The sequence below is a fragment of the Lacinutrix iliipiscaria genome (assembly GCF_042686125.1).
GTDB lineage: Bacteria > Bacteroidota > Bacteroidia > Flavobacteriales > Flavobacteriaceae > Oceanihabitans > Oceanihabitans iliipiscarium.
This window is the reverse complement of record NZ_JBHUOV010000001.1, coordinates 1,018,408-1,036,632: the sequence shown is the minus strand read 5'-3', so window position 1 is coordinate 1,036,632 and position 18,225 is coordinate 1,018,408. Positions and strand designations below refer to the sequence as shown.

At 33.6% G+C, this 18,225-nt stretch carries 19 protein-coding genes and 1 tRNA gene; 14 read left to right on the top strand and 6 right to left on the bottom strand.

Annotated features, from left to right (window positions below):
- Positions 1-146 precede the first annotated feature (146 nt).
- From ACFS5M_RS04625 to ACFS5M_RS04605, 5 genes are all read left to right on the top strand, one after another.
- A tRNA-Phe gene (locus tag ACFS5M_RS04625) sits at positions 147-222 on the top strand.
- Between the two features lie 127 nt (positions 223-349).
- Positions 350-823, top strand: a complete 474-nt coding sequence (locus ACFS5M_RS04620; protein WP_183486282.1) for a nucleoside deaminase — start codon at positions 350-352, stop codon at positions 821-823.
- Between the two features lie 3 nt (positions 824-826).
- Positions 827-2,242 (top strand): FAD binding domain-containing protein, encoded by a 1,416-nt coding sequence (locus tag ACFS5M_RS04615; protein WP_183486280.1) that lies wholly within the window; start codon positions 827-829, stop codon positions 2,240-2,242.
- On the top strand, positions 2,235-4,559 hold the full coding sequence (locus tag ACFS5M_RS04610) for a xanthine dehydrogenase molybdopterin binding subunit (RefSeq protein ID WP_183486278.1): 2,325 nt from the start codon (positions 2,235-2,237) through the stop codon (positions 4,557-4,559). The genes ACFS5M_RS04615 and ACFS5M_RS04610 overlap by 8 nt, the downstream gene beginning before the upstream one ends.
- A gap of 86 nt (positions 4,560-4,645) precedes the next feature.
- On the top strand, positions 4,646-5,053 hold the full coding sequence (locus ACFS5M_RS04605) for a hypothetical protein (protein ID WP_221267549.1): 408 nt from the start codon (positions 4,646-4,648) through the stop codon (positions 5,051-5,053).
- Here ACFS5M_RS04605 and ACFS5M_RS04600 read toward each other — a convergent pair.
- The 4 genes from ACFS5M_RS04600 to ACFS5M_RS04585 are packed head-to-tail and all read right to left on the bottom strand — an operon-like array spanning position 5,030 to position 8,539.
- Positions 5,030-5,521, bottom strand: coding sequence for a nucleoside-triphosphatase (locus tag ACFS5M_RS04600; RefSeq protein ID WP_183486276.1), 492 nt, complete (start codon positions 5,519-5,521; stop codon positions 5,030-5,032). The genes ACFS5M_RS04605 and ACFS5M_RS04600 overlap by 24 nt on opposite strands.
- A complete protein-coding gene (locus tag ACFS5M_RS04595; RefSeq protein ID WP_183486274.1) occupies positions 5,518-6,525 on the bottom strand; it encodes a hypothetical protein in 1,008 nt (335 codons plus the stop codon). Before ACFS5M_RS04595 ends, ACFS5M_RS04600 begins: the two co-directional genes overlap by 4 nt.
- Positions 6,522-7,292, bottom strand: a complete 771-nt coding sequence (gene xdhC / locus ACFS5M_RS04590; RefSeq protein ID WP_183486272.1) for a xanthine dehydrogenase accessory protein XdhC — start codon at positions 7,290-7,292, stop codon at positions 6,522-6,524. Before xdhC ends, ACFS5M_RS04595 begins: the two co-directional genes overlap by 4 nt.
- Positions 7,293-7,297: 5 nt before the next feature.
- The gene (locus ACFS5M_RS04585; protein ID WP_183486270.1) at positions 7,298-8,539 is read right to left on the bottom strand and encodes a cation:proton antiporter; all 1,242 of its coding nucleotides are present in this window, start codon (positions 8,537-8,539) and stop codon (positions 7,298-7,300) included.
- Between the two features lie 218 nt (positions 8,540-8,757).
- On the opposite strand from ACFS5M_RS04585, the gene ACFS5M_RS04580 reads away from it, so the two are divergent.
- From ACFS5M_RS04580 to ACFS5M_RS04540, 9 genes are all read left to right on the top strand, one after another.
- Entirely contained in the window at positions 8,758-9,093 is a 336-nt protein-coding gene (locus ACFS5M_RS04580; RefSeq protein ID WP_183486268.1) for an arsenosugar biosynthesis-associated peroxidase-like protein, read from the top strand.
- Positions 9,094-9,275: 182 nt separating this feature from the next.
- On the top strand, positions 9,276-10,331 hold the full coding sequence (gene arsS / locus ACFS5M_RS04575; RefSeq protein ID WP_183487264.1) for an arsenosugar biosynthesis radical SAM (seleno)protein ArsS: 1,056 nt from the start codon (positions 9,276-9,278) through the stop codon (positions 10,329-10,331).
- Between the two features lies 1 nt (position 10,332).
- Complete coding sequence (locus ACFS5M_RS04570) at positions 10,333-10,827, top strand: rhodanese-like domain-containing protein (protein WP_183486266.1); 495 nt, start codon at positions 10,333-10,335, stop codon at positions 10,825-10,827.
- Positions 10,820-11,425, top strand: coding sequence for a TIGR04282 family arsenosugar biosynthesis glycosyltransferase (locus ACFS5M_RS04565; RefSeq protein ID WP_183486264.1), 606 nt, complete (start codon positions 10,820-10,822; stop codon positions 11,423-11,425). Before ACFS5M_RS04570 ends, ACFS5M_RS04565 begins: the two co-directional genes overlap by 8 nt.
- Complete coding sequence (locus ACFS5M_RS04560) at positions 11,418-12,230, top strand: purine-nucleoside phosphorylase (protein ID WP_183486262.1); 813 nt, start codon at positions 11,418-11,420, stop codon at positions 12,228-12,230. Before ACFS5M_RS04565 ends, ACFS5M_RS04560 begins: the two co-directional genes overlap by 8 nt.
- Before the next feature lie 204 nt (positions 12,231-12,434).
- A complete protein-coding gene (gene arsM, locus ACFS5M_RS04555; RefSeq protein ID WP_183486260.1) occupies positions 12,435-13,403 on the top strand; it encodes an arsenosugar biosynthesis arsenite methyltransferase ArsM in 969 nt (322 codons plus the stop codon).
- Positions 13,404-13,452: 49 nt separating this feature from the next.
- A complete protein-coding gene (locus ACFS5M_RS04550) occupies positions 13,453-14,337 on the top strand; it encodes a sterol desaturase family protein (RefSeq protein ID WP_183486258.1) in 885 nt (294 codons plus the stop codon).
- Positions 14,334-15,212: a DUF547 domain-containing protein gene (locus ACFS5M_RS04545; protein WP_183486256.1), complete on the top strand. Its 879-nt coding sequence runs from the start codon at positions 14,334-14,336 to the stop codon at positions 15,210-15,212. The genes ACFS5M_RS04550 and ACFS5M_RS04545 overlap by 4 nt, the downstream gene beginning before the upstream one ends.
- The gene (locus tag ACFS5M_RS04540) at positions 15,205-15,954 is read left to right on the top strand and encodes a TIGR04283 family arsenosugar biosynthesis glycosyltransferase (protein ID WP_183486255.1); all 750 of its coding nucleotides are present in this window, start codon (positions 15,205-15,207) and stop codon (positions 15,952-15,954) included. The genes ACFS5M_RS04545 and ACFS5M_RS04540 overlap by 8 nt, the downstream gene beginning before the upstream one ends.
- On the opposite strand, the gene ACFS5M_RS04535 is transcribed toward ACFS5M_RS04540, so the two are convergent.
- Entirely contained in the window at positions 15,951-17,213 is a 1,263-nt protein-coding gene (locus tag ACFS5M_RS04535; protein WP_183486253.1) for a POTRA domain-containing protein, read from the bottom strand. The two genes, ACFS5M_RS04540 and ACFS5M_RS04535, sit on opposite strands and share 4 nt — an antisense overlap.
- Positions 17,210-18,214 (bottom strand): glycoside hydrolase family 113, encoded by a 1,005-nt coding sequence (locus ACFS5M_RS04530; RefSeq protein WP_379898018.1) that lies wholly within the window; start codon positions 18,212-18,214, stop codon positions 17,210-17,212. Before ACFS5M_RS04530 ends, ACFS5M_RS04535 begins: the two co-directional genes overlap by 4 nt.
- Positions 18,215-18,225 lie beyond the last annotated feature (11 nt).

Genomic DNA, 18,225 nt, shown 5'->3' with positions numbered 1-18,225 from the left:
TATTATTATAATCAAAATAATATCCAAAGCTAAAGAGCTAAGACTGAATAATAAAAATGTATTATTTTAAATGAAACGATTTTTTATAATTTTCTCTTGGGTAATAATAAAAATGAATATATATTTGCATCCGCAATTAAGCGACTGGTGCCTTAGCTCAGTTGGTAGAGCAAAGGACTGAAAATCCTTGTGTCCCTGGTTCGATTCCTGGAGGCACCACCACTAAAAACCCGAACAATATGTTCGGGTTTTTTGGTTATAACAACAAAAGCTAAACTAAAAATTCATTATAAAAAATAGTATATTAGCTTGTTCAACTTTTTATCAATAAAAACAACTTAAATTTAATATGAGTAATAAAGAACAATTCATGAAAGAAGCTGTAAATGCTGCCTTAAAAGGAATGAATAATAATGAAGGTGGGCCTTTTGGTTGTGTCATTGTTAAAAATGGAAAAATCGTTGGACGTGGAAATAATAAAGTCACTTCGACTAACGATCCAACTGCACATGCAGAGGTCACAGCTATAAGAGATGCATGTAAAAACTTAGATTCTTTTCAGTTAGATGGTTGCGAAATTTATACCTCTTGCGAGCCTTGCCCAATGTGCTTAGGTGCTATTTATTGGGCACGACCAGATAAAGTGTACTACGGAAGCAATCAAGTTGACGCTGCCAATATTGGGTTTGATGACGAGTTTATTTACAAAGAAATTCCATTACCTTATGCTGAACGTAGTATTCCGTTTGAACAACTAGCACGTGAAATTGCATTAGAGCCTTTTCAAGAATGGACCAGAAAAGAAGATAAAACCGAATACTAATAAATGATAACCTTCATCCTCAACAATAAAACTATAAAAACGTCTGAACATTCTGGAATGACGTTACTAGATTTTGTACGCTACGAGCAGCGTCTTACAGGAACTAAAATAGGCTGTCGTGAAGGTGATTGTGGAGCATGCACCATTTTAGTTGGCACTTTAAATAAGGATGAAACTATAAGCTATCAAAGCATTACCTCCTGTATATCTCCTTTAGGAAATGCGCATGGTAAACATATTGTTACTATTGAAGGCACCAATCTAAAAAACAAATTAACGGCTACTCAAGAGGCCATGAAAGCAAATTACGCGACACAATGTGGCTTTTGCACACCTGGTTTTGTGGTTGCTTTAACAGGTTTTGCTTTATCTTATTCAGAGAACAATTATAACAATGCGTTAAATGCTATTAGTGGAAATATTTGCAGATGCACAGGCTACAAGTCTATTGAAAAAGCAGCACATCAAGTGGTTGAAAAACTGAAACATTACAATTCTAAAACAAATTTCAAGTGGTTAATTGAAAATAAATTTATTCCTGAGTATTTTGAAAGCATTCCAAAACGTTTAAAAGATATTGAAATTAAAGATTTAAATCAACCTAAAGGAAAATATGTTTCTGGTGGAACTGATTTATATGTACAACAAGCTGACCATTTAGCAGATAATGATGTTCATCTTATTGCTGAAAAAGAGTATTTAAAAGGCATTGCAATAGAAAACGGAAATTGCACTATTGGAACCAATTCAACCGTTTCCGATTTATGGAATCACAGCAAATTAAATAGTATTTTACCAAACTTAAGAACACATCTAAAGCTAGTATCTTCTGAGCAAATTAGAAATATGGCATCCTTAGGTGGAAACCTAGTAAACGCCTCGCCAATTGGTGATATGACCATTTTCTTTTTAGCGCTAAATAGTACTATAACAATTATTAATTCAGAAGGAAAAGAAAGAACGGTTGCACTTAAAAACTTTTATCAAGCCTATAAAACATACGACTTAAATGCGGATGAACTTTTAAAAAGCATTCACTTTAAATTACCTAATAAAAACGCCTTTTTCAATTTTGAAAAAGTCTGCAAACGAACCCATTTGGATATAGCAAGTGTAAACTCAGCAATTTATATTTCAGTGGAAAACGACACCATTACTGAAGCACATGTTTCTCTAGGTGGAGTTGCTGCAATTCCTAAGTACTTACATGAAACTTCTGCTTTTTTAACAGGAAAATCACTGACTTCAGAAACCATATTGGAAGCTAACGAGAGGCTTCAAAAGGAAATTGCACCAATTAGTGATGTTCGTGGGTCAAGCGATTATAAACGCCTTTTAGGAAGACAATTATTTTTTGCACATTTTACTGAGTTATTTCCAAAGCAATTCACCTTAAACGATTTTGTTCAGCATGCTTAAAGACACATCAAATAACATACTAAAAACAAAATTAAATGCTGTTTCAAAAGACTTAAAAGAAAGCATTAAAAACTTAGACTCATATACACATGTTAGAGGGGAATCGTTGTATGTTGATGATGTTAATATCAGGCAAGGTACGTTTCATGCAGTCGTTTTTGATTCACCAAAAGCGCATGGAAAAATAAAACATATTGATTATTCTAAAGCAGAAGCCTTAGAAGGTGTTATACGTATTTTTACCTACAAAGATATTCCTGGTAAAAATGAAATTGGTGGCATTATTCCAGATGAACCTCTATTTGCTGAAAACGAAGTTCATTTTTGGGGAATGCCTATTGCTTTAATTGTCGCTGAAACCGAATTTATTGCAAGAAAAGCAAGGGATTTAATCGACATAAATATTGAAGACTTACCTGTTATTACCACAGCAAAAGAAGCTAAAACAAAAGGGAGTTTTATCAATGCGCCTAGATCCTTCAGTTTGGGTGATACCGAAAATGCCTATAAAGATTGTGACTTTATTTTTGAAGGTGAAACCTTTTCAAACGGACAAGAACATCTGTACATCGAAGCTCAAGGCGCTTATGCAGAACCTCTAGAAAATGGCAATATAAAAATTACATCATCTACGCAAGGTCCAACTGCTGTTCAAAAAACAGTAGCTCAAGTTTTAGGTGTATCGATGCATAAAATTGAAATTGATGTAACACGACTTGGCGGTGGTTTTGGCGGCAAAGAAGATCAAGCCACACCTTGGGCTGTTATGGCTGCATTGGCCACGCATCATTTAAATCAATCTGTTAAACTAATTCTAAATCGTCATGACGATTTACGCATGACAGGAAAGCGTCATCCTTATGAAAGCTCTTATAAAATTGGCTTATCTAAAGATTTAAAGATTTTAGCTTACGAAGCTGAATTTCTCCAAAATTCTGGTGCTGCAGCAGATTTATCGCCTGCAATTGCTGAGCGTACATTATTTCATGCCACCAATAGTTATTATGTTCCAAACGTAACCACAAAAGTGTTGAGCTGTAAAACTAATTTACCACCCAATACAGCATTTAGAGGTTTTGGTGGTCCTCAAGGCATGTTCGTTATAGAATCTGCTATCGCTAAGGCCGCGTCAGAAATTGGTGTAAGTCCTAGGCAAATTCAAGAAGCTAATTTGTTGGATGAAAACGACACGTTCTCTTATGGCCAAATCGCAAAACAAGTAGAGGCCAAAACCTCTTGGAATTCTGCAAAAAACATCTTTAATATTGAAGCGTTAGAACGTGATATTGAAAATTTCAACAGGACTAATAAAGCCTTTAAAAAAGGCCTAGCGCTAATGCCTATTGCTTTTGGAATTTCATTTACCAACACACCCATGAATCACGCTCGTGCCTTGGTTCATATTTACTTAGACGGAAGTATTGGAATAAGTACTGCTGCTGTAGAAATGGGACAAGGTGTTAACACTAAAATGATGCAAATTGCTGCTGAAGTGTTTTCTGTTCCTATTGAAAAAACAAAGATTGAAACCACCAATACAACTCGAGTTGCAAACACCTCGCCTTCTGCGGCAAGTTCTACTGCAGATTTAAACGGAAAAGCAACCTTAATGGCTTGTAATTCACTTTTGGAACGCTTAAAAAAAGTGGCTTCAGAAGACTTAAATGCTCCAGAAGATAGCATTTCTTTAAAAGATGAATGTGTTTATACTAATGGTGAAAAATCTAAATTATCGTGGACAGACCTCATCAATAAAGCCATGTTAAAACGTGTAGCTCTAACCGAAAATGCACATTACGCTACACCAGAAATTCACTTCGATAAAACCAAAGAAAAAGGGCATCCTTTTGCCTATCATGTTTATGGTACAGCTATTGTTATCACGACTGTAGATTGTACTCGTGGCACTTATGAATTTGATTCCGTTAAAATTGTTCATGACTATGGAAAAAGCATGAGCAAAGGTATTGATCTAGGTCAAGTTGAAGGTGCTTTAGCTCAAGGTATTGGTTGGATGACCATGGAAGAAATAGCTTATAATAAAGACGGACGATTACTTTCTAATGCTTTATCGACCTATAAAATTCCTGATTTATTTTCGGTGCCTAAAAATGTAGAAGTTATTCCTCTGGAAACTAAAGGTCATGAACTGGCTATTTTAAAATCAAAAGCTGTAGGAGAACCACCTTTAATGTATGGCATTGGTGCTTATTTCGCTATTCAGAATGCCATTAAAGCCTATAACCCAAACTACAATTTAAAATTTCACGCTCCAATGACGCCTGAGAAAGTTTTAATGAGTTTGTACCAAAATTAAACATTATCGCACTTCACTATAAAAAACAAAACACAATAAAAGGCGCTATAATTTATAGTGCTGGAGACACTTTTGCTGCCTTAGTATTGGATGAGTTTTCTTGGTATCGTTTGTTAGGAATGATTTTAGTTGGAGCTAGTTTTTACGCCTTTGAAATCCCAAATTACTTTGATTGGATTGATAAAAAAACACAAATTTCAAAAGGCATTAAAGCTACTTTAAGCAAAACGCTTTTGGCTATTCTGTATTTTAATCCGCTTTGGATTGCAAGACATTTGTTGTTTATAAAATTATTTTCTGGGCAGTTTGAATCGATTGGTTTTAATCTTTTAGAAATTGCTTTTTGGTCTTTTTTAGTGAATATCCCAATATCTTTTATTGCAAACTATATTATTCAAAATAAATTTAAACTGAAATGGCGTTTCATGGCAAGTGCTATTTTTTCTGCACTTATGGCAATTTATTATGCTTTAAGCGAAACTATTTTTAGTTAAATCTGATTTCGAAATTAGCTGATATTCTGAAATATCATAATGTTGCAAAATAGAATCAAGTAAGTAATCGCGGACAACCAAAATAACATGTTGTTTTTTATCAGATATAAATGTAGAGATTAATCTTTCAGCCGAAACATGTAGTCCTTCCTTTTTTAATTCTAGTTTGCCTATTTCGTCTATGACAAGATATTGAAACGCTCTTTCTTCAGCCACTTTTATTATGTAATCATTGGCTTTTTTGAATGCTGACTGTAAAAATTTGAAGCTTCCTATGTTGATGATCGCTTCTGTTTCAAAATCAGCTTCAAGTTTAAATCCTTCTTTTGATTTTATTTTTAAAAAATAGCGTTTCCCATTGTCATCATCTGGACAAAGTAATCCATCAACACCTGCTCTACCACTGACCCACTCTAATAAAGCTGTAGTCTTTCCTGTTCTAATCTCATCTGTAAGAATGTAAATCATTCCGAAGGCATTTTAAAATGAATACAATTTGAAATACTATTAGCCATAAAATACTTGAATCTTGTATAGCCTTTTAAGCCTTTAGTTTCTTTCCATGTAAATAAAATGATTTGTCTGAAATATGGAAATAAATCCATTGCATTTGCAATATCTTCCTGATATTTTGATTCTTTTTTTTGAAGGTATTTTCTAATTAATCTCAATACAAAAGGTCCTAAAACTAAATACCAGAGCATTAAAATTAAGAAGCTTCGTAAAATAAGGTAAATAGCTTTTTGCCATCCAATTAAGGTACCACCAAAAAAAGTGAATGCTAAAACAATAATAGCAACTGTAATTAACCAAACCCAAACGATTTTAGCTTTCATTTTTCCTTTTGAAGGTTTTGTTTTAGCTGGCTGTTTTATAGGTTCTAGATAAAAATCAGTTTCTTTCTTTTTAGAAATAATCTGCATTATACTTTTAATAAAAAGTCCAGTAAGTAATCCGCAGATGCCATAAATTAAAAGATAAATGGTTACTATAACAGACGTTGTAGAGCTTTCGATGATGTAATTCATTTTTTGCTGAATCCATGCTCCATATATATTTATTGCTTCCCAAAATTCTGTACCATAAATAATAGTTAGCTTAAGTAATTTCTGAAGTGCAGACTGTAAAAATGTGACCATTCCTAAAACTATTAAGGTTATTCCTTTCCATGAAAAATTAGAAAATAAAAAAGCCCCAAAAATAGCTTGAAAACTTACAGAAATGTAAGCAGTAAATGGTGAGTAAGGACTTACTGCCATTTTTATAATTAAGACAATTATCAATGCTTTTAAAATAGCTTGCCATTTTTTTTCTGCGTAAAACGCAATGAGACTAATAAGTAATATCGCAATCCCTCCAACAATTAACCCTGTAAATGGTGAATTAAACACATGTAAAAATCCACCAAGACCTGATTCATTTAACGCCCAAAGCGCAGTTAATTTATCTATAATGGATTTATTGTTTTTCATTTACTATAATGTACTTGCAATAATTGTGCAACGACACTAATGGCTATTTCTTTTGGTGAGTCACCTCCAGTTTCTAGTCCAATCGGACAAACAACATGCTGCATACCTTCTTTAATATTCATCTCTTTAATAAGCATATTGTTAAACCGAACGCGTTTGGTCTTACTTCCAATCAAACCTAAGTATTTAGTCTCATTTTGTAAAGCCATTGCAATAATATTAAAGTCAATACCATGATCATGAGTTAACACCAAAACATAACAGTTTTTTCCCCATTTTACAGCATCTTTAAAGGTTTTAAAATCGGTTTCTTTTACTGCAGTTCGTACTATAGATTCATCTAAATCGATACTAGAAAACCAATCCTCACGAGAATCAATTAAAGTAACTTTAAAGGGCGTGTTTATTAAAAGCTGACAAATTTCAACGCCTATATGTCCTGCGCCAAATAAAAATAATTCTGGTGATTGATTCATGGGTTCTATAATAAATTCTACTTGTCCGCCACAACATTGTTCAAATTCTGGACCTAATGTGTAGTTTGATTCTATAATCTCATTAGCTTCTAATGATGTTAAAGCTTCTTCAATTGCTTTGAATTCGAGTTTCCCGCCACCAATTGTTCCGTGAATTTTCTTCTCTTGAGTGACAATCATTCTTGATCCGACGACACAAGGCGTTGAACCCAAGCATTTAGTTACAGTAACTAATGCTACAGGTTCTTGCTTTGCTTTAAAGCTTGCTAATAATTCAATCCAATTTTGCATAAAGACTATTTAACTTCTACTTTTTTTACCAATTTCCCTACAGTCATCCCTTGAACTAAAATAGAAAACACAACCACGACATAAGTAATAACTAAAAACAAATCACGCTCCATAGTTTCAGTTAAACCTAAAGCCAGTGCAATAGAAATACCACCTCGCAGTCCTCCCCAAGTCATAATTAAATTCGTTTTTGGAACAAAATCTAATCGCTTTTTAAAGAAATTTATTGGCAATAATAAAGAGGTATATCGACATAACAACACTAATGGAATGGCCAAAAGTCCAGCGATTAAATAATCTCCTTCAACAGACAACACTAACATTTCCATACCAATGAGCACAAAAAGAATCGTGTTTAAAAGAATATCAATCAGCTCCCAAAACTTATCCACATAAATTTCTGTAGTTTCAGACATGGCTGAATTTCTAACCGTATCATTCCCAACAACTAAACCAGCAGTTACCATAGCTAAAGGTGCTGAAACGTGCAACTTTTGCGCAATAACGGTTCCAGCCATAACAGCAGCTAATGTTATAATAACTTCTATGTCGTAATCGTTAATAGATCGCATGGCTCTGTAAGTAATCCATCCTAAAATAAGTCCTAATACAATTCCGCCAAAGACTTCCTTTCCAAATAGTTCTGCAACCTCAAGAGTGCTTACGTTATCAATTCCTAAATCGGCAATCTTGTAAATAGTTAAAAACACAACAACGCCAACACCATCATTAAATAAAGATTCACCAACAATTTTTGTTTCTAATTTTTTGGGAACTCCAGCCTTTTTAAGAATTCCTAAAACTGCAATTGGATCAGTTGGAGAAATTAATGCACCAAATAACAAACAATAAATAAACTGCACATCAAGACCTATTAATTGCAACATATAAAACATCACAATTCCTACTAAAAAAGTAGAGGTCAAAACACCAAAAGTAGCAAATACTAAAACAGGCCAACGCTGCACTTTTAACTGCTCGAAATTCGTGTGTAATGCGCCTGCAAAAAGCAAGAAGCTTAACATAACATCAAGCAAGATCGCTTTAAAATCAATCTGTTTAATAATAAACCGTTCCGCATTTAATAACGTGTCATCAAAATAACTTAAAGCGAAGACAGCTAATGTAAATAGTATGGTAATTAGCATTAAGCCAATCGTATTTGGCAATTTTAAGAACCGTACATTAATGTACCCAAAAACTGCCGAAATAAGTACCAATATTGAAGCAATAACAAAATAATCCATGACTTATATATTTCATGCTAAGTTAAAAATTTATATCTTTTAAGAGTTAAAATTTTAACGCTATAAATGACTTCACAAAGTGACGTTTTAAAGGCAGAAACCTTTTAAAAATCACATTTCAACTAATTCTAGTTTTTTTGTTAAGTTTCTAAACAGTTTACGACATAAAACTGTATATTCATTTTTTACGTATACAATTATAAATAGCAAATCAAAACATGCAAAAAACATATTACGATCCAGCAGACTTAAAAAAATTCGGTAAAATATCTGAATGGAATGAAGAGTTAGGCTCTAAATTCTTTGAATACTATAATTCTGTTTTTAAAAAAGGCGCGCTTTCTGAAAGAGAAAAATCATTAATTGCCTTAGCCGTCGCACATACCATCCAATGCCCTTATTGCATTGATGCATATACAGGAGATGGCTTACAACGTGGCATAACAAAAGAAGAAATGATGGAGGCCTTACATGTTTCTGGTGCTATTAGAGGAGGAGCCTCGTTAGTGCATGGTGTTCAAATGATGAATAAAGTAAATAAATTAGATGGTTAATTTTTGGGCGTTTCACTACAACGCCTAAGCATTGTAGTGTCAGGCTTTTCGCAGTCGCTTTTTTTGATTTGCCATTCCGCACTGCAATGCCGAACCCCAAAAAAGAGCTCCAACACATGCTGCAATCCTTAACGCAAATCTTAATAAATCATCTGAAATTTTCAGAATAAAATATGACGAAAATAAAAACACAATCGCTTCATAAACGAGATAGCGATTTAGCAAAAGCAAATAAACAATTAGAAATTCTATCTAACGGCATTTTTAAAAGTGGAGAACTCCCAACATTTTCGAATAAAATAAAGGAAACAAATCAGTTTCCTCTACGTCCTAAAAAACTAGAAATACTTCAAATTAATGTAGGTTATATGTGCAACCAAGTTTGTACACATTGCCATGTTGATGCAGGACCAGATCGCACAGAAATTATGACTAAAGAGACCATGCAACAGTGTCTTAATGTAATAAAAACAACAGGAGCGCATACTTTAGACCTTACAGGTGGCGCACCAGAAATGAATCCAAATTTTAGATGGTTTGTCGAAGAAGCATCTAAAGCTGGAATTAAAGATTTTATCGTTCGTTCTAACTTAACCATTATTCGCGCCAATAAAAAATATCACGACTTGCCTGCGTTTTTTAAAAAGCATAATGTTCACGTGGTGTCTTCAATGCCACACTGGACACGCGGAAAAACTGACAAACAAAGAGGCAATGGTGTCTTCGACCAATCAATTAAGGCTCTACAAGAACTGAATAAAGTAGGTTATGGTATGCCTAATAGCAACTTGAAACTCGACTTAGTTTACAATCCTTCTGGTGCTTTTTTGCCTGGCGATCAAATGGCTATGGAACGTGATTTTAAAAAAGCACTTATAGATGATTTTAATATCCAATTTCATAATTTATTTGCCATCACAAATCTTCCAATTAGTCGCTTTTTAGATTATCTTATCGCTTCAGAAAATTATGAAGATTATATGTATGCTTTAGTTGAAGCCTACAATCCTAGCGCAGTTACAAACGTGATGTGTACGAATACCATTTCAATAAGTTGGGATGGCTATTTATACGATTGTGATTTTAATCAAATGTTAGAGCTGCCTGTAAATAGCTCTGTAAAACATATTTCAGACTATAACGAAACTTTACTTCAAGATAGAAATATTGTAATTTCGCAACACTGTTATGGCTGTACAGCTGGAGCTGGAAGTAGTTGCCAAGGAACAGTTGCTTAATATGAAAACACTCCTATTTTACATATGCGTTATATGCACTTTCTCTAGTTTCTCTCAAGATACACTTGCAGAATTATTAGACAAGCACAATAAAAACAGCATTCCTTATATTTCAATTGAAGAATTAACAGAGAATAACACAGAACCCATTCTATTAGATGCTAGAGAGTTAGAAGAATATAACGTTAGTCATCTTAAAAATGCCATACATGTTGGTTTTAATAAATTTGATTTAAAGAAAACAACTAAACAGTTACCCAATAAACAACAATTCATTGTTATTTATTGCTCACTTGGCATACGCTCTGAAGATATTGCTGAAAAACTTAAAAAAGAAGGATATACTAACGTATATAACTTATATGGTGGTATTTTTGAGTGGAAAAATAACGACTTACCTCTATTCAATTTGAAAGACGAAGAAACACATAATGTTCATGTCTTTTCTAAAATATGGAGTACTTGGTTAACTAAAGGCATTAAAATATATGAGTAAAAACCTCATTATTATATTCACTAGAAACCCAGAGCTTGGCAAAGTAAAAACGCGTTTAGCACAAACAATTGGCGAAGCTTCTGCTTTAAACATTTATTCCTTCTTATTAGAGCATACTGAAAAAATCATTAGAGATTTAGCTTGTGACAAAGCTGTATATTACTCAGAAGCTATTCAAGAAAAAGATATTTGGAACCCAAAAATATATCAAAAACACCTTCAAAATGGCACAGACTTAGGCGCCAGAATGAGCAATGCTTTTCTAAATGCCTTTCAAAATAATTACGAAAAGGTCATGATTATTGGCAGTGATTTATTCGATTTAAAACAAAAACACGTCACTGAAGCATTCCAAAGTTTAAATAAACGTGATGTAGTGATTGGCCCTGCAAAAGATGGTGGCTATTATTTATTAGGAATGAAGGCTTTACACGCACATATTTTTGAAAACAAAACATGGGGAACGTCTTCAGTTTTAAAAGATACCTTAAAAGATTTACATAAAATTAAAGTACACCAACTTGAGACCCTAAACGATATCGATACTTTTGAAGACATGAAAAACAATTCCACATTAAAACAATTAATACATGATTAAACACATCAATAAAACCGTTGAATATCTACAAGAAAAAGGCTTTGACCAACCAGAAATAGGAATCATTCTTGGCACTGGATTAGGCAAACTTATAGATGAAATAACGATTATAAATGAAGTAAGTTATAACCATATTCCAAACTTTCCAACGGCGACTGTTGAGTTTCATAAAGGGAAATTAATTTATGGTGAACTTGCTGGCAAAAAAATTATTGTCATGCAAGGACGCTTTCATTTATACGAAGGCTATTCTTTACAGGACGTGACTTATCCTGTCCGCATTATGGAAAAACTAGGCATTAAAACCTTACTCGTCTCTAATGCTTCTGGAGCCATCAACCTTAATTTTAAAAAAGGAGAACTCATGCTTATAGAAGACCATATAAATCTTCAAGGCAGTTCACCTCTCGCTTTCAAAGGCGTTTCAGAATTAGGCGAACGTTTTGCAGATATGAGTGCGCCTTACAACCATACCATTAATCAAACATTCAAGTCTATTGCAAAAGCTAATAACATCAAATTACACGAAGGTGTTTATGCGAGTGTCGTCGGACCGCAACTTGAAACACGAGCAGAATACAGAATGCTTAAAATTATTGGCGCAGATGCTGTCGGCATGAGTACGGTTCCAGAAATTATCGTGGCCAATCATTTAAAATTAAATGTGGCTGCAGTGTCAGTTTTAACCGATGAATGCGACCCAGATAATCTAAAACCAGTAAATATTAATGAAATTATTGCTATGGCTGCAAAAGCCGAACCGAATATGATTACCTTATTTAAAGAGTTAATTAAAACCCTTTAATTGGGGCGTTACCAACCAATGCTTAAGCCTCGGTTGGTCAGGCTTTCCGCAGTCGCTTTTTTTAGTCATGCCATGTCGTACATTCATACGAAATCTCAAAAAAGAGCTCCGACAAATGCTGCAATCCTTAACGCAAATTCAACATGCAATATTAATTTTAGACACCAAACATAATGCGGTCTAACCTCTAAAGTCTTAAAAAATATGAGTTATCTAGAAACCACACACGACGTTTATAAAGATGCTGCACTCACACCAGATATTGGTCTGTGCTGTACAACAAACCCTATTTGGGAATTACCTGGACTTAAAATTCCGCGCATCATGCAAGAAATGAATTATGGTTGTGGCTCAACTGTGCATGCTCGTGATTTAACCAACAATCCTAAAACACTTTATGTTGGTGTTGGTGGTGGTATGGAATTATTACAATTCGCCTATTTTAATCGTCAAAAAAATGGTGTCATTGGTATTGATGTGGTCGATGAAATGCTAGAAGCTTCTCGTAAAAACTTTATAGAAGCCGAAGCTCTAAACCCTTGGTTTAAGTCTGAGTTTGTTGACCTTAAAAAAGGCGATGCCATGCATCTTCCTGTAGAAGATAATAGTATTGATGTTGCTGCTCAAAATTGTTTGTTTAATATTTTTAAGGCAGACGATTTACAAAAAGCCATCGCAGAAATGTATCGTGTTTTAAAACCTCATGGACGATTAGTGATGAGCGATCCTACCTGCGAACAACCAATGAATGACGAATTACGCAACGACGACAGACTTCGCGCATTGTGTTTAAGTGGTAGCTTAACTATTGCAGAATATGTGAAAGCCCTTACTGATGCAGGTTTTGGAACTATTGAAATTCGAGCGCGTAAGCCTTACAGAATTTTAGATCCTAAAAACTATGCTACAGACGAGTTAATTTATATAGAATCTATTGAAGTTGCCGCAATAAAAGATCCTATGCCTAATGATGGACCATGTATCTTTACTGGAAAAGCAGCAATTTATTTTGGTGATAATGATTATTTTGATGATAACGCTGGACATGTTTTACTCAAAAATCAGCCATTAGCTATCTGCGATAAAACAGCTGGTGCTATAGCAAACTTAAATAGAGATGATATTTTTATTAGCGAATCTACCTTTCATTATGATGGTGGAGGTTGCTGTTAGGTATCAAAAGTCACATAGCTAACCAAAAAATAGTATTAATTTTACTGCTATGGAAAAATATTTAGACATTATTAAAAATTCTTATTCTGGTTACTGGAATTACCTCAAAAACGAGATCATTTCTATTAACCACTGGGATAATTATTTTTACGGCTTAATCCTTATTTCTTTAGTGGTTTGGGGATTAGAAATCGCTTTTCCTTGGCGAAAAAACCAAGCTATATTTAGAAAAGATTTTTGGCTAGACACTTTTTATATGTTCTTCAACTTCTTTTTGTTGAATTTAATTATCCTTATTGCACTGTCTAATGTGATTGCAGAATTCTTCAATGATCTTTTAAAACCTGTAGGCTTATCTATAGCTAGCTTTCAACTTTTTGATGTCGATGATCTCCCAAAAGCTCTAGGCTTACTTATTTTCTTTTTAGTTAGTGATTTTGTGCAATGGAATACACATCGCTTATTACATCGATGGCCTTGGCTTTGGAACTTTCATAAAGTACACCACTCTGTAAAACAAATGGGATTTGCAGCGCACTTACGTTACCACTGGATGGAGCCTGTAGTTTATAAATCATTACTCTATATTCCTATTGCTATTATTGGTGGATTCGATGCTCAAGATGTGGCTATCGTTTATTTCTTTACTATAATTATTGGGCATCTAAACCATGCCAATTTAGGCTGGGATTATGGGATTTTGAAATACGTATTCAACAATCCTAAAATGCATATTTGGCATCACGCTAAAGAACTGCCTAAGCATGTAAGGTATGGTGTGAATTACGGACTAACCTTAAGTCTATGGGATTATCTCTTTAAAACCAATTATGTGCCTTATGATGGCACATATATTGAGTTAGGTTTTGAAGACGATGAAACATTTCCAAAAGATTTTATGAGTCAAGAATTATATCCTTTAAAAAAGAAATGAAATATTTAAGTCTTTTATTGATTACCTTCTTCATGTCGTCATGCTGTAGTGCTAAACAATTAACAAACACTTCTCAAAATGATATCGCGCAAGTCACTTCAATAAAAAATAACGCTAAAATAGAAGACACTACAGTAACTAAAACCATTCCACCATTTGAAGAAGATGATTCAAAAATTATAATTCGCCAAGAAACAACACCCCAAGATATGATTGGCTTAGTAAACTCCTATGTTTTAAACCACACACAATGGAATACCTTGTTACAAAAATATGTGTCTGATGCTGGGAATGTAAATTACAAAGGATTTAAAACAGATCAAAAAGCCCTAAAAAACTATATTAAATTCTTAGCAGAAAATCGGCCTACTGCGGATTGGACTAAGGAAGAAAAACTAGCTTATTGGATAAATGCCTATAATGCAATGACCATAGATTTAATTGTTCAAAATTATCCCTTAAGCAGTATTAAAGATATTAAAGACCCTTGGGACCAACGTCTATGGAAGTTAGGTGATAAATGGTATAATTTAAATGAAATTGAACATGATATTTTACGTAAAATGGATGAACCTCGCATTCATTTTGCTATTGTTTGCGCCTCTTTTTCTTGTCCCAAACTTCAAAACGAAGCGTTTACAGCCATCAATCTAGAAGAGCAATTAACACAAGCCGCCAAAGAATTTTTAGCTGATAAAAACAGGAATGAAATCTCTCAAAAGAGCATTAAAATTTCAAAAATATTTCAATGGTTTTCTAAAGATTTTAAACAAAATGGAAGTCTTATCGATTTCTTAAATCAATATTCTGATCTTCAAATTTCACCTAAAGCTAAAAAGAGTTATAAAGATTACAACTGGGATTTGAATGAATAAAATTTCTGTCATTATTCCAATACTTAATGAAGCAAATACTATTGAGCATCTGCTTCAACATTTGTTATCAAATTCATTAAAAGAGAACATTTCTGAAATTATTGTAGTTGATGGTGGAAGTACTGATGGCTCTAAAGAGATTGTTTCGAATTTCTTGTCAGATCAAGCACAGTCGAGACCTATAAAAAACCTCTCGACTGCATCCGAAGAGACAAAAACACGCCTTATTAATTCTGAAAAAGGTAGAGCCAAACAAATGAATCTTGGCGCAAAAAATACAACGGGAACCATTCTATATTTCCTTCATGCCGATTCTATTCCGCCTAAAAACTTTGATCAATTCATCATTAATGAAATTGAAAAAGAAAATCTCGCGGGCTGTTTTAGAATGCAATTTGATAGTTCACATTGGTGGTTACGTTTAGCGAGTTGGCTCACACAATTTTCTTGGAGAGCGTGTCGAGGTGGAGACCAGAGTCAGTTTATCACCAAAAAATTATTTGATGAGATTGGAGGTTTTGACGAGAGTTATATCATTTATGAAGACAACATATTAATTAATGAGTTATATGCTAGAAAGCAATTTGTTGTCATTCCGAAGAAAATAAAAACCTCAGCGAGGCTTTACAAAAAACATGGTGTATGGACTTTACAATATCACTTTTGGACCATCTATGTCAAAAAATGGTTTGGTGCGACTGCTGATGAATTATATGCTTATTATAAGAAGTATATCACTTAAAAATACTGCCCAATACCAAATACAAATCCTTGAGTTGAATTTTTGGTAATTCCTACACCATAATCAATTCTTAAAATCGCATTAAATATTTTTTTGTGAATCAATCGTAACCCTACACCAGGATAGACGCGAAGGTTTTGAGAATCAACAAAATCTCCAAAATCGCCTCCTGGGTTTCGCCATGTTCCTGCATCAACAAAAGTGTTTCCTTGTAACGCAAACCATCCTTTTTCATAAAGTGTATAACGATATTCAGTATTCAATACAATAGAGCCAGTACCTCTATCAATGGTATTACCTACACCTCTAATATTAAGATTATTATCGACAGAAAATGGTGCAAAAGGCGTATCATTATTAGTCGAAACACCCAATCGCAATCTACTTGCCCAATTCCCTTTACTTCTAAGACGTTTAAAGTACAAAAAATCATTCCACCCAATCGTAAAGCCTGGTAATTGTTCTTCTTTTCTAGACGTTACATGCTGAAAATTCAAAAGGCTTTTAAAACCTTCAACATACTGATAATCATAGTTTAAATTATTGTACTCATAAATAAGTTTATACATTAATTTATGCGCACTTAATTCTTGCGAAATGTTAGGCTGCGTGGCTCCAGATTTATAATTGTAATCTTCTGTGAAAAAATTAAGGCCAATCTCAAATCGGTTATTAAAATTTAATTGATAAAGCCCTAATACTTCCGTAGAGACATTTTTATATTTATAATCTGCAGAAGTATTATTAAAAAAAACTGGCTCCTGTGTTGTCAAATCCTGATAATTGACTGCTAAGCCAAGTTGTTTTGAAAACAGATATGGTGCTCTAAAATTTATGGCGTAAGAACTGTATATATCTTTTTGATAAAAGCCACCAAAGATCATATTCTGCCCAAGTAAATTAAACTCGTATAAACCTAATCGATAAGCAAACTCATCGTCGTTTGTGGTGTAAACATTTACTGAAGGTATAATCGTGAAATTCTCTTCAATTGTATAAAACACAGTACATGTATTTCCCTCAGACCTTAAGATTTCATAGTAAGCATGAGAGATAGAAGGCAAGCGTTTTAAAAGTTTAATATCTGCTTCAATAATTGTTGAATCCAGTTTCTCACCAACTTTAATATTAGATATTTTCTTGACAAAAGACGATTTCAGCTTCTTGTTCCCTTGCACTTTAAAATCGGCAACCAAAAGTTCTTGAGCATTCATATAAAATGAACATAAAACAATGAGATACGTTAAGGTTTTTTTCATCTTTTATAAAAGTTCCGTATTACTGTTTCAACGGGTTTATTTTGTGGTGTAAACTGATGATTAGCAACACCACCAACCTCTTCGTAATTATGAAACCATTTCCATATAAATCCACCTGCAAACCAATCTTCCTTCCAAAAGGTTTCAAATAGTGCCTGTGTTGTATTGACTTGGGCTTCCATATTTACGTTGGTCATGCTTCTATCTGATTTCCAAGGTTCTTTTCCCGAATAATCAACACTTCTATAACCAAACTCTGTAAACAATATTGGTTTTTCTTCCTTTTTAGATAGCGATTTTATAATATCAACATGAGGTTTCCAACCTTCTATACATTCTAAAACTGTTGGTGTTTTAGAATCACTCACAGGAAAATAAGCATCAATTCCAATATAATCTATAGCATTCCAGAATGGTGTACGTTTAAATTCATCCCAATTAGCAGCATACGTCAATTTCCCATTATACACTTTTCTTATTTCAACAATTAAATAGTTCCAATACTCTGGTCTATGCATTACAAACTGTTCTAACTCTGTTCCTATGCATAAAATCTCAGCCTGTGTTTCTTCGGCCAAAACGGCATATTTTAATATAAATTGAGTGTAAGAATCTTCGAACAACTTCCAATCTGTTTCATTTTCCATCTTAACATGACCTGTAAATTCTCCTCCACGAACCCAAATATGAGGCTTAATCATAATCTTTATATTTTTTTTCCTCAATTCATTTATATATTGCTTAGAACCTGCTTTAGTTTCTCCATACCATTGTCGGTTTGTATTATGAATAATTACAGGATGTGTTAAATTTTTTATAAAACCAAAAGGCATAATAGCTGCATAATTGGCATTTATTTGTACTATTGGATTAACATGTTTTTCATGAATACTATCTCTTGAAGCGACAAAACTCACACCATTAATTTTTTGAGAATTAACTGGAATCATACTACAAGAACAGAGTAGAATAAAAATAAAGGATTGAAAAAATATTCGCATAACACTATTTA

Coding starts and splice junctions, on each gene's coding strand:
- ACFS5M_RS04620 (WP_183486282.1), top strand. CDS start 350: ATGAGTAATAAAGAACAATTCATGAAAGAAGCTGTAAATGCTGCCTTA.
- ACFS5M_RS04615 (WP_183486280.1), top strand. CDS start 827: ATGATAACCTTCATCCTCAACAATAAAACTATAAAAACGTCTGAACAT.
- ACFS5M_RS04610 (WP_183486278.1), top strand. CDS start 2,235: ATGCTTAAAGACACATCAAATAACATACTAAAAACAAAATTAAATGCT.
- ACFS5M_RS04600 (WP_183486276.1), bottom strand. CDS start 5,521: ATGATTTACATTCTTACAGATGAGATTAGAACAGGAAAGACTACAGCT.
- ACFS5M_RS04595 (WP_183486274.1), bottom strand. CDS start 6,525: ATGAAAAACAATAAATCCATTATAGATAAATTAACTGCGCTTTGGGCG.
- xdhC (WP_183486272.1), bottom strand. CDS start 7,292: ATGCAAAATTGGATTGAATTATTAGCAAGCTTTAAAGCAAAGCAAGAA.
- ACFS5M_RS04585 (WP_183486270.1), bottom strand. CDS start 8,539: ATGGATTATTTTGTTATTGCTTCAATATTGGTACTTATTTCGGCAGTT.
- ACFS5M_RS04580 (WP_183486268.1), top strand. CDS start 8,758: ATGCAAAAAACATATTACGATCCAGCAGACTTAAAAAAATTCGGTAAA.
- ACFS5M_RS04570 (WP_183486266.1), top strand. CDS start 10,333: ATGAAAACACTCCTATTTTACATATGCGTTATATGCACTTTCTCTAGT.
- ACFS5M_RS04565 (WP_183486264.1), top strand. CDS start 10,820: ATGAGTAAAAACCTCATTATTATATTCACTAGAAACCCAGAGCTTGGC.
- ACFS5M_RS04560 (WP_183486262.1), top strand. CDS start 11,418: ATGATTAAACACATCAATAAAACCGTTGAATATCTACAAGAAAAAGGC.
- arsM (WP_183486260.1), top strand. CDS start 12,435: ATGAGTTATCTAGAAACCACACACGACGTTTATAAAGATGCTGCACTC.
- ACFS5M_RS04550 (WP_183486258.1), top strand. CDS start 13,453: ATGGAAAAATATTTAGACATTATTAAAAATTCTTATTCTGGTTACTGG.
- ACFS5M_RS04545 (WP_183486256.1), top strand. CDS start 14,334: ATGAAATATTTAAGTCTTTTATTGATTACCTTCTTCATGTCGTCATGC.
- ACFS5M_RS04540 (WP_183486255.1), top strand. CDS start 15,205: ATGAATAAAATTTCTGTCATTATTCCAATACTTAATGAAGCAAATACT.
- ACFS5M_RS04535 (WP_183486253.1), bottom strand. CDS start 17,213: ATGAAAAAAACCTTAACGTATCTCATTGTTTTATGTTCATTTTATATG.
- ACFS5M_RS04530 (WP_379898018.1), bottom strand. CDS start 18,214: ATGCGAATATTTTTTCAATCCTTTATTTTTATTCTACTCTGTTCTTGT.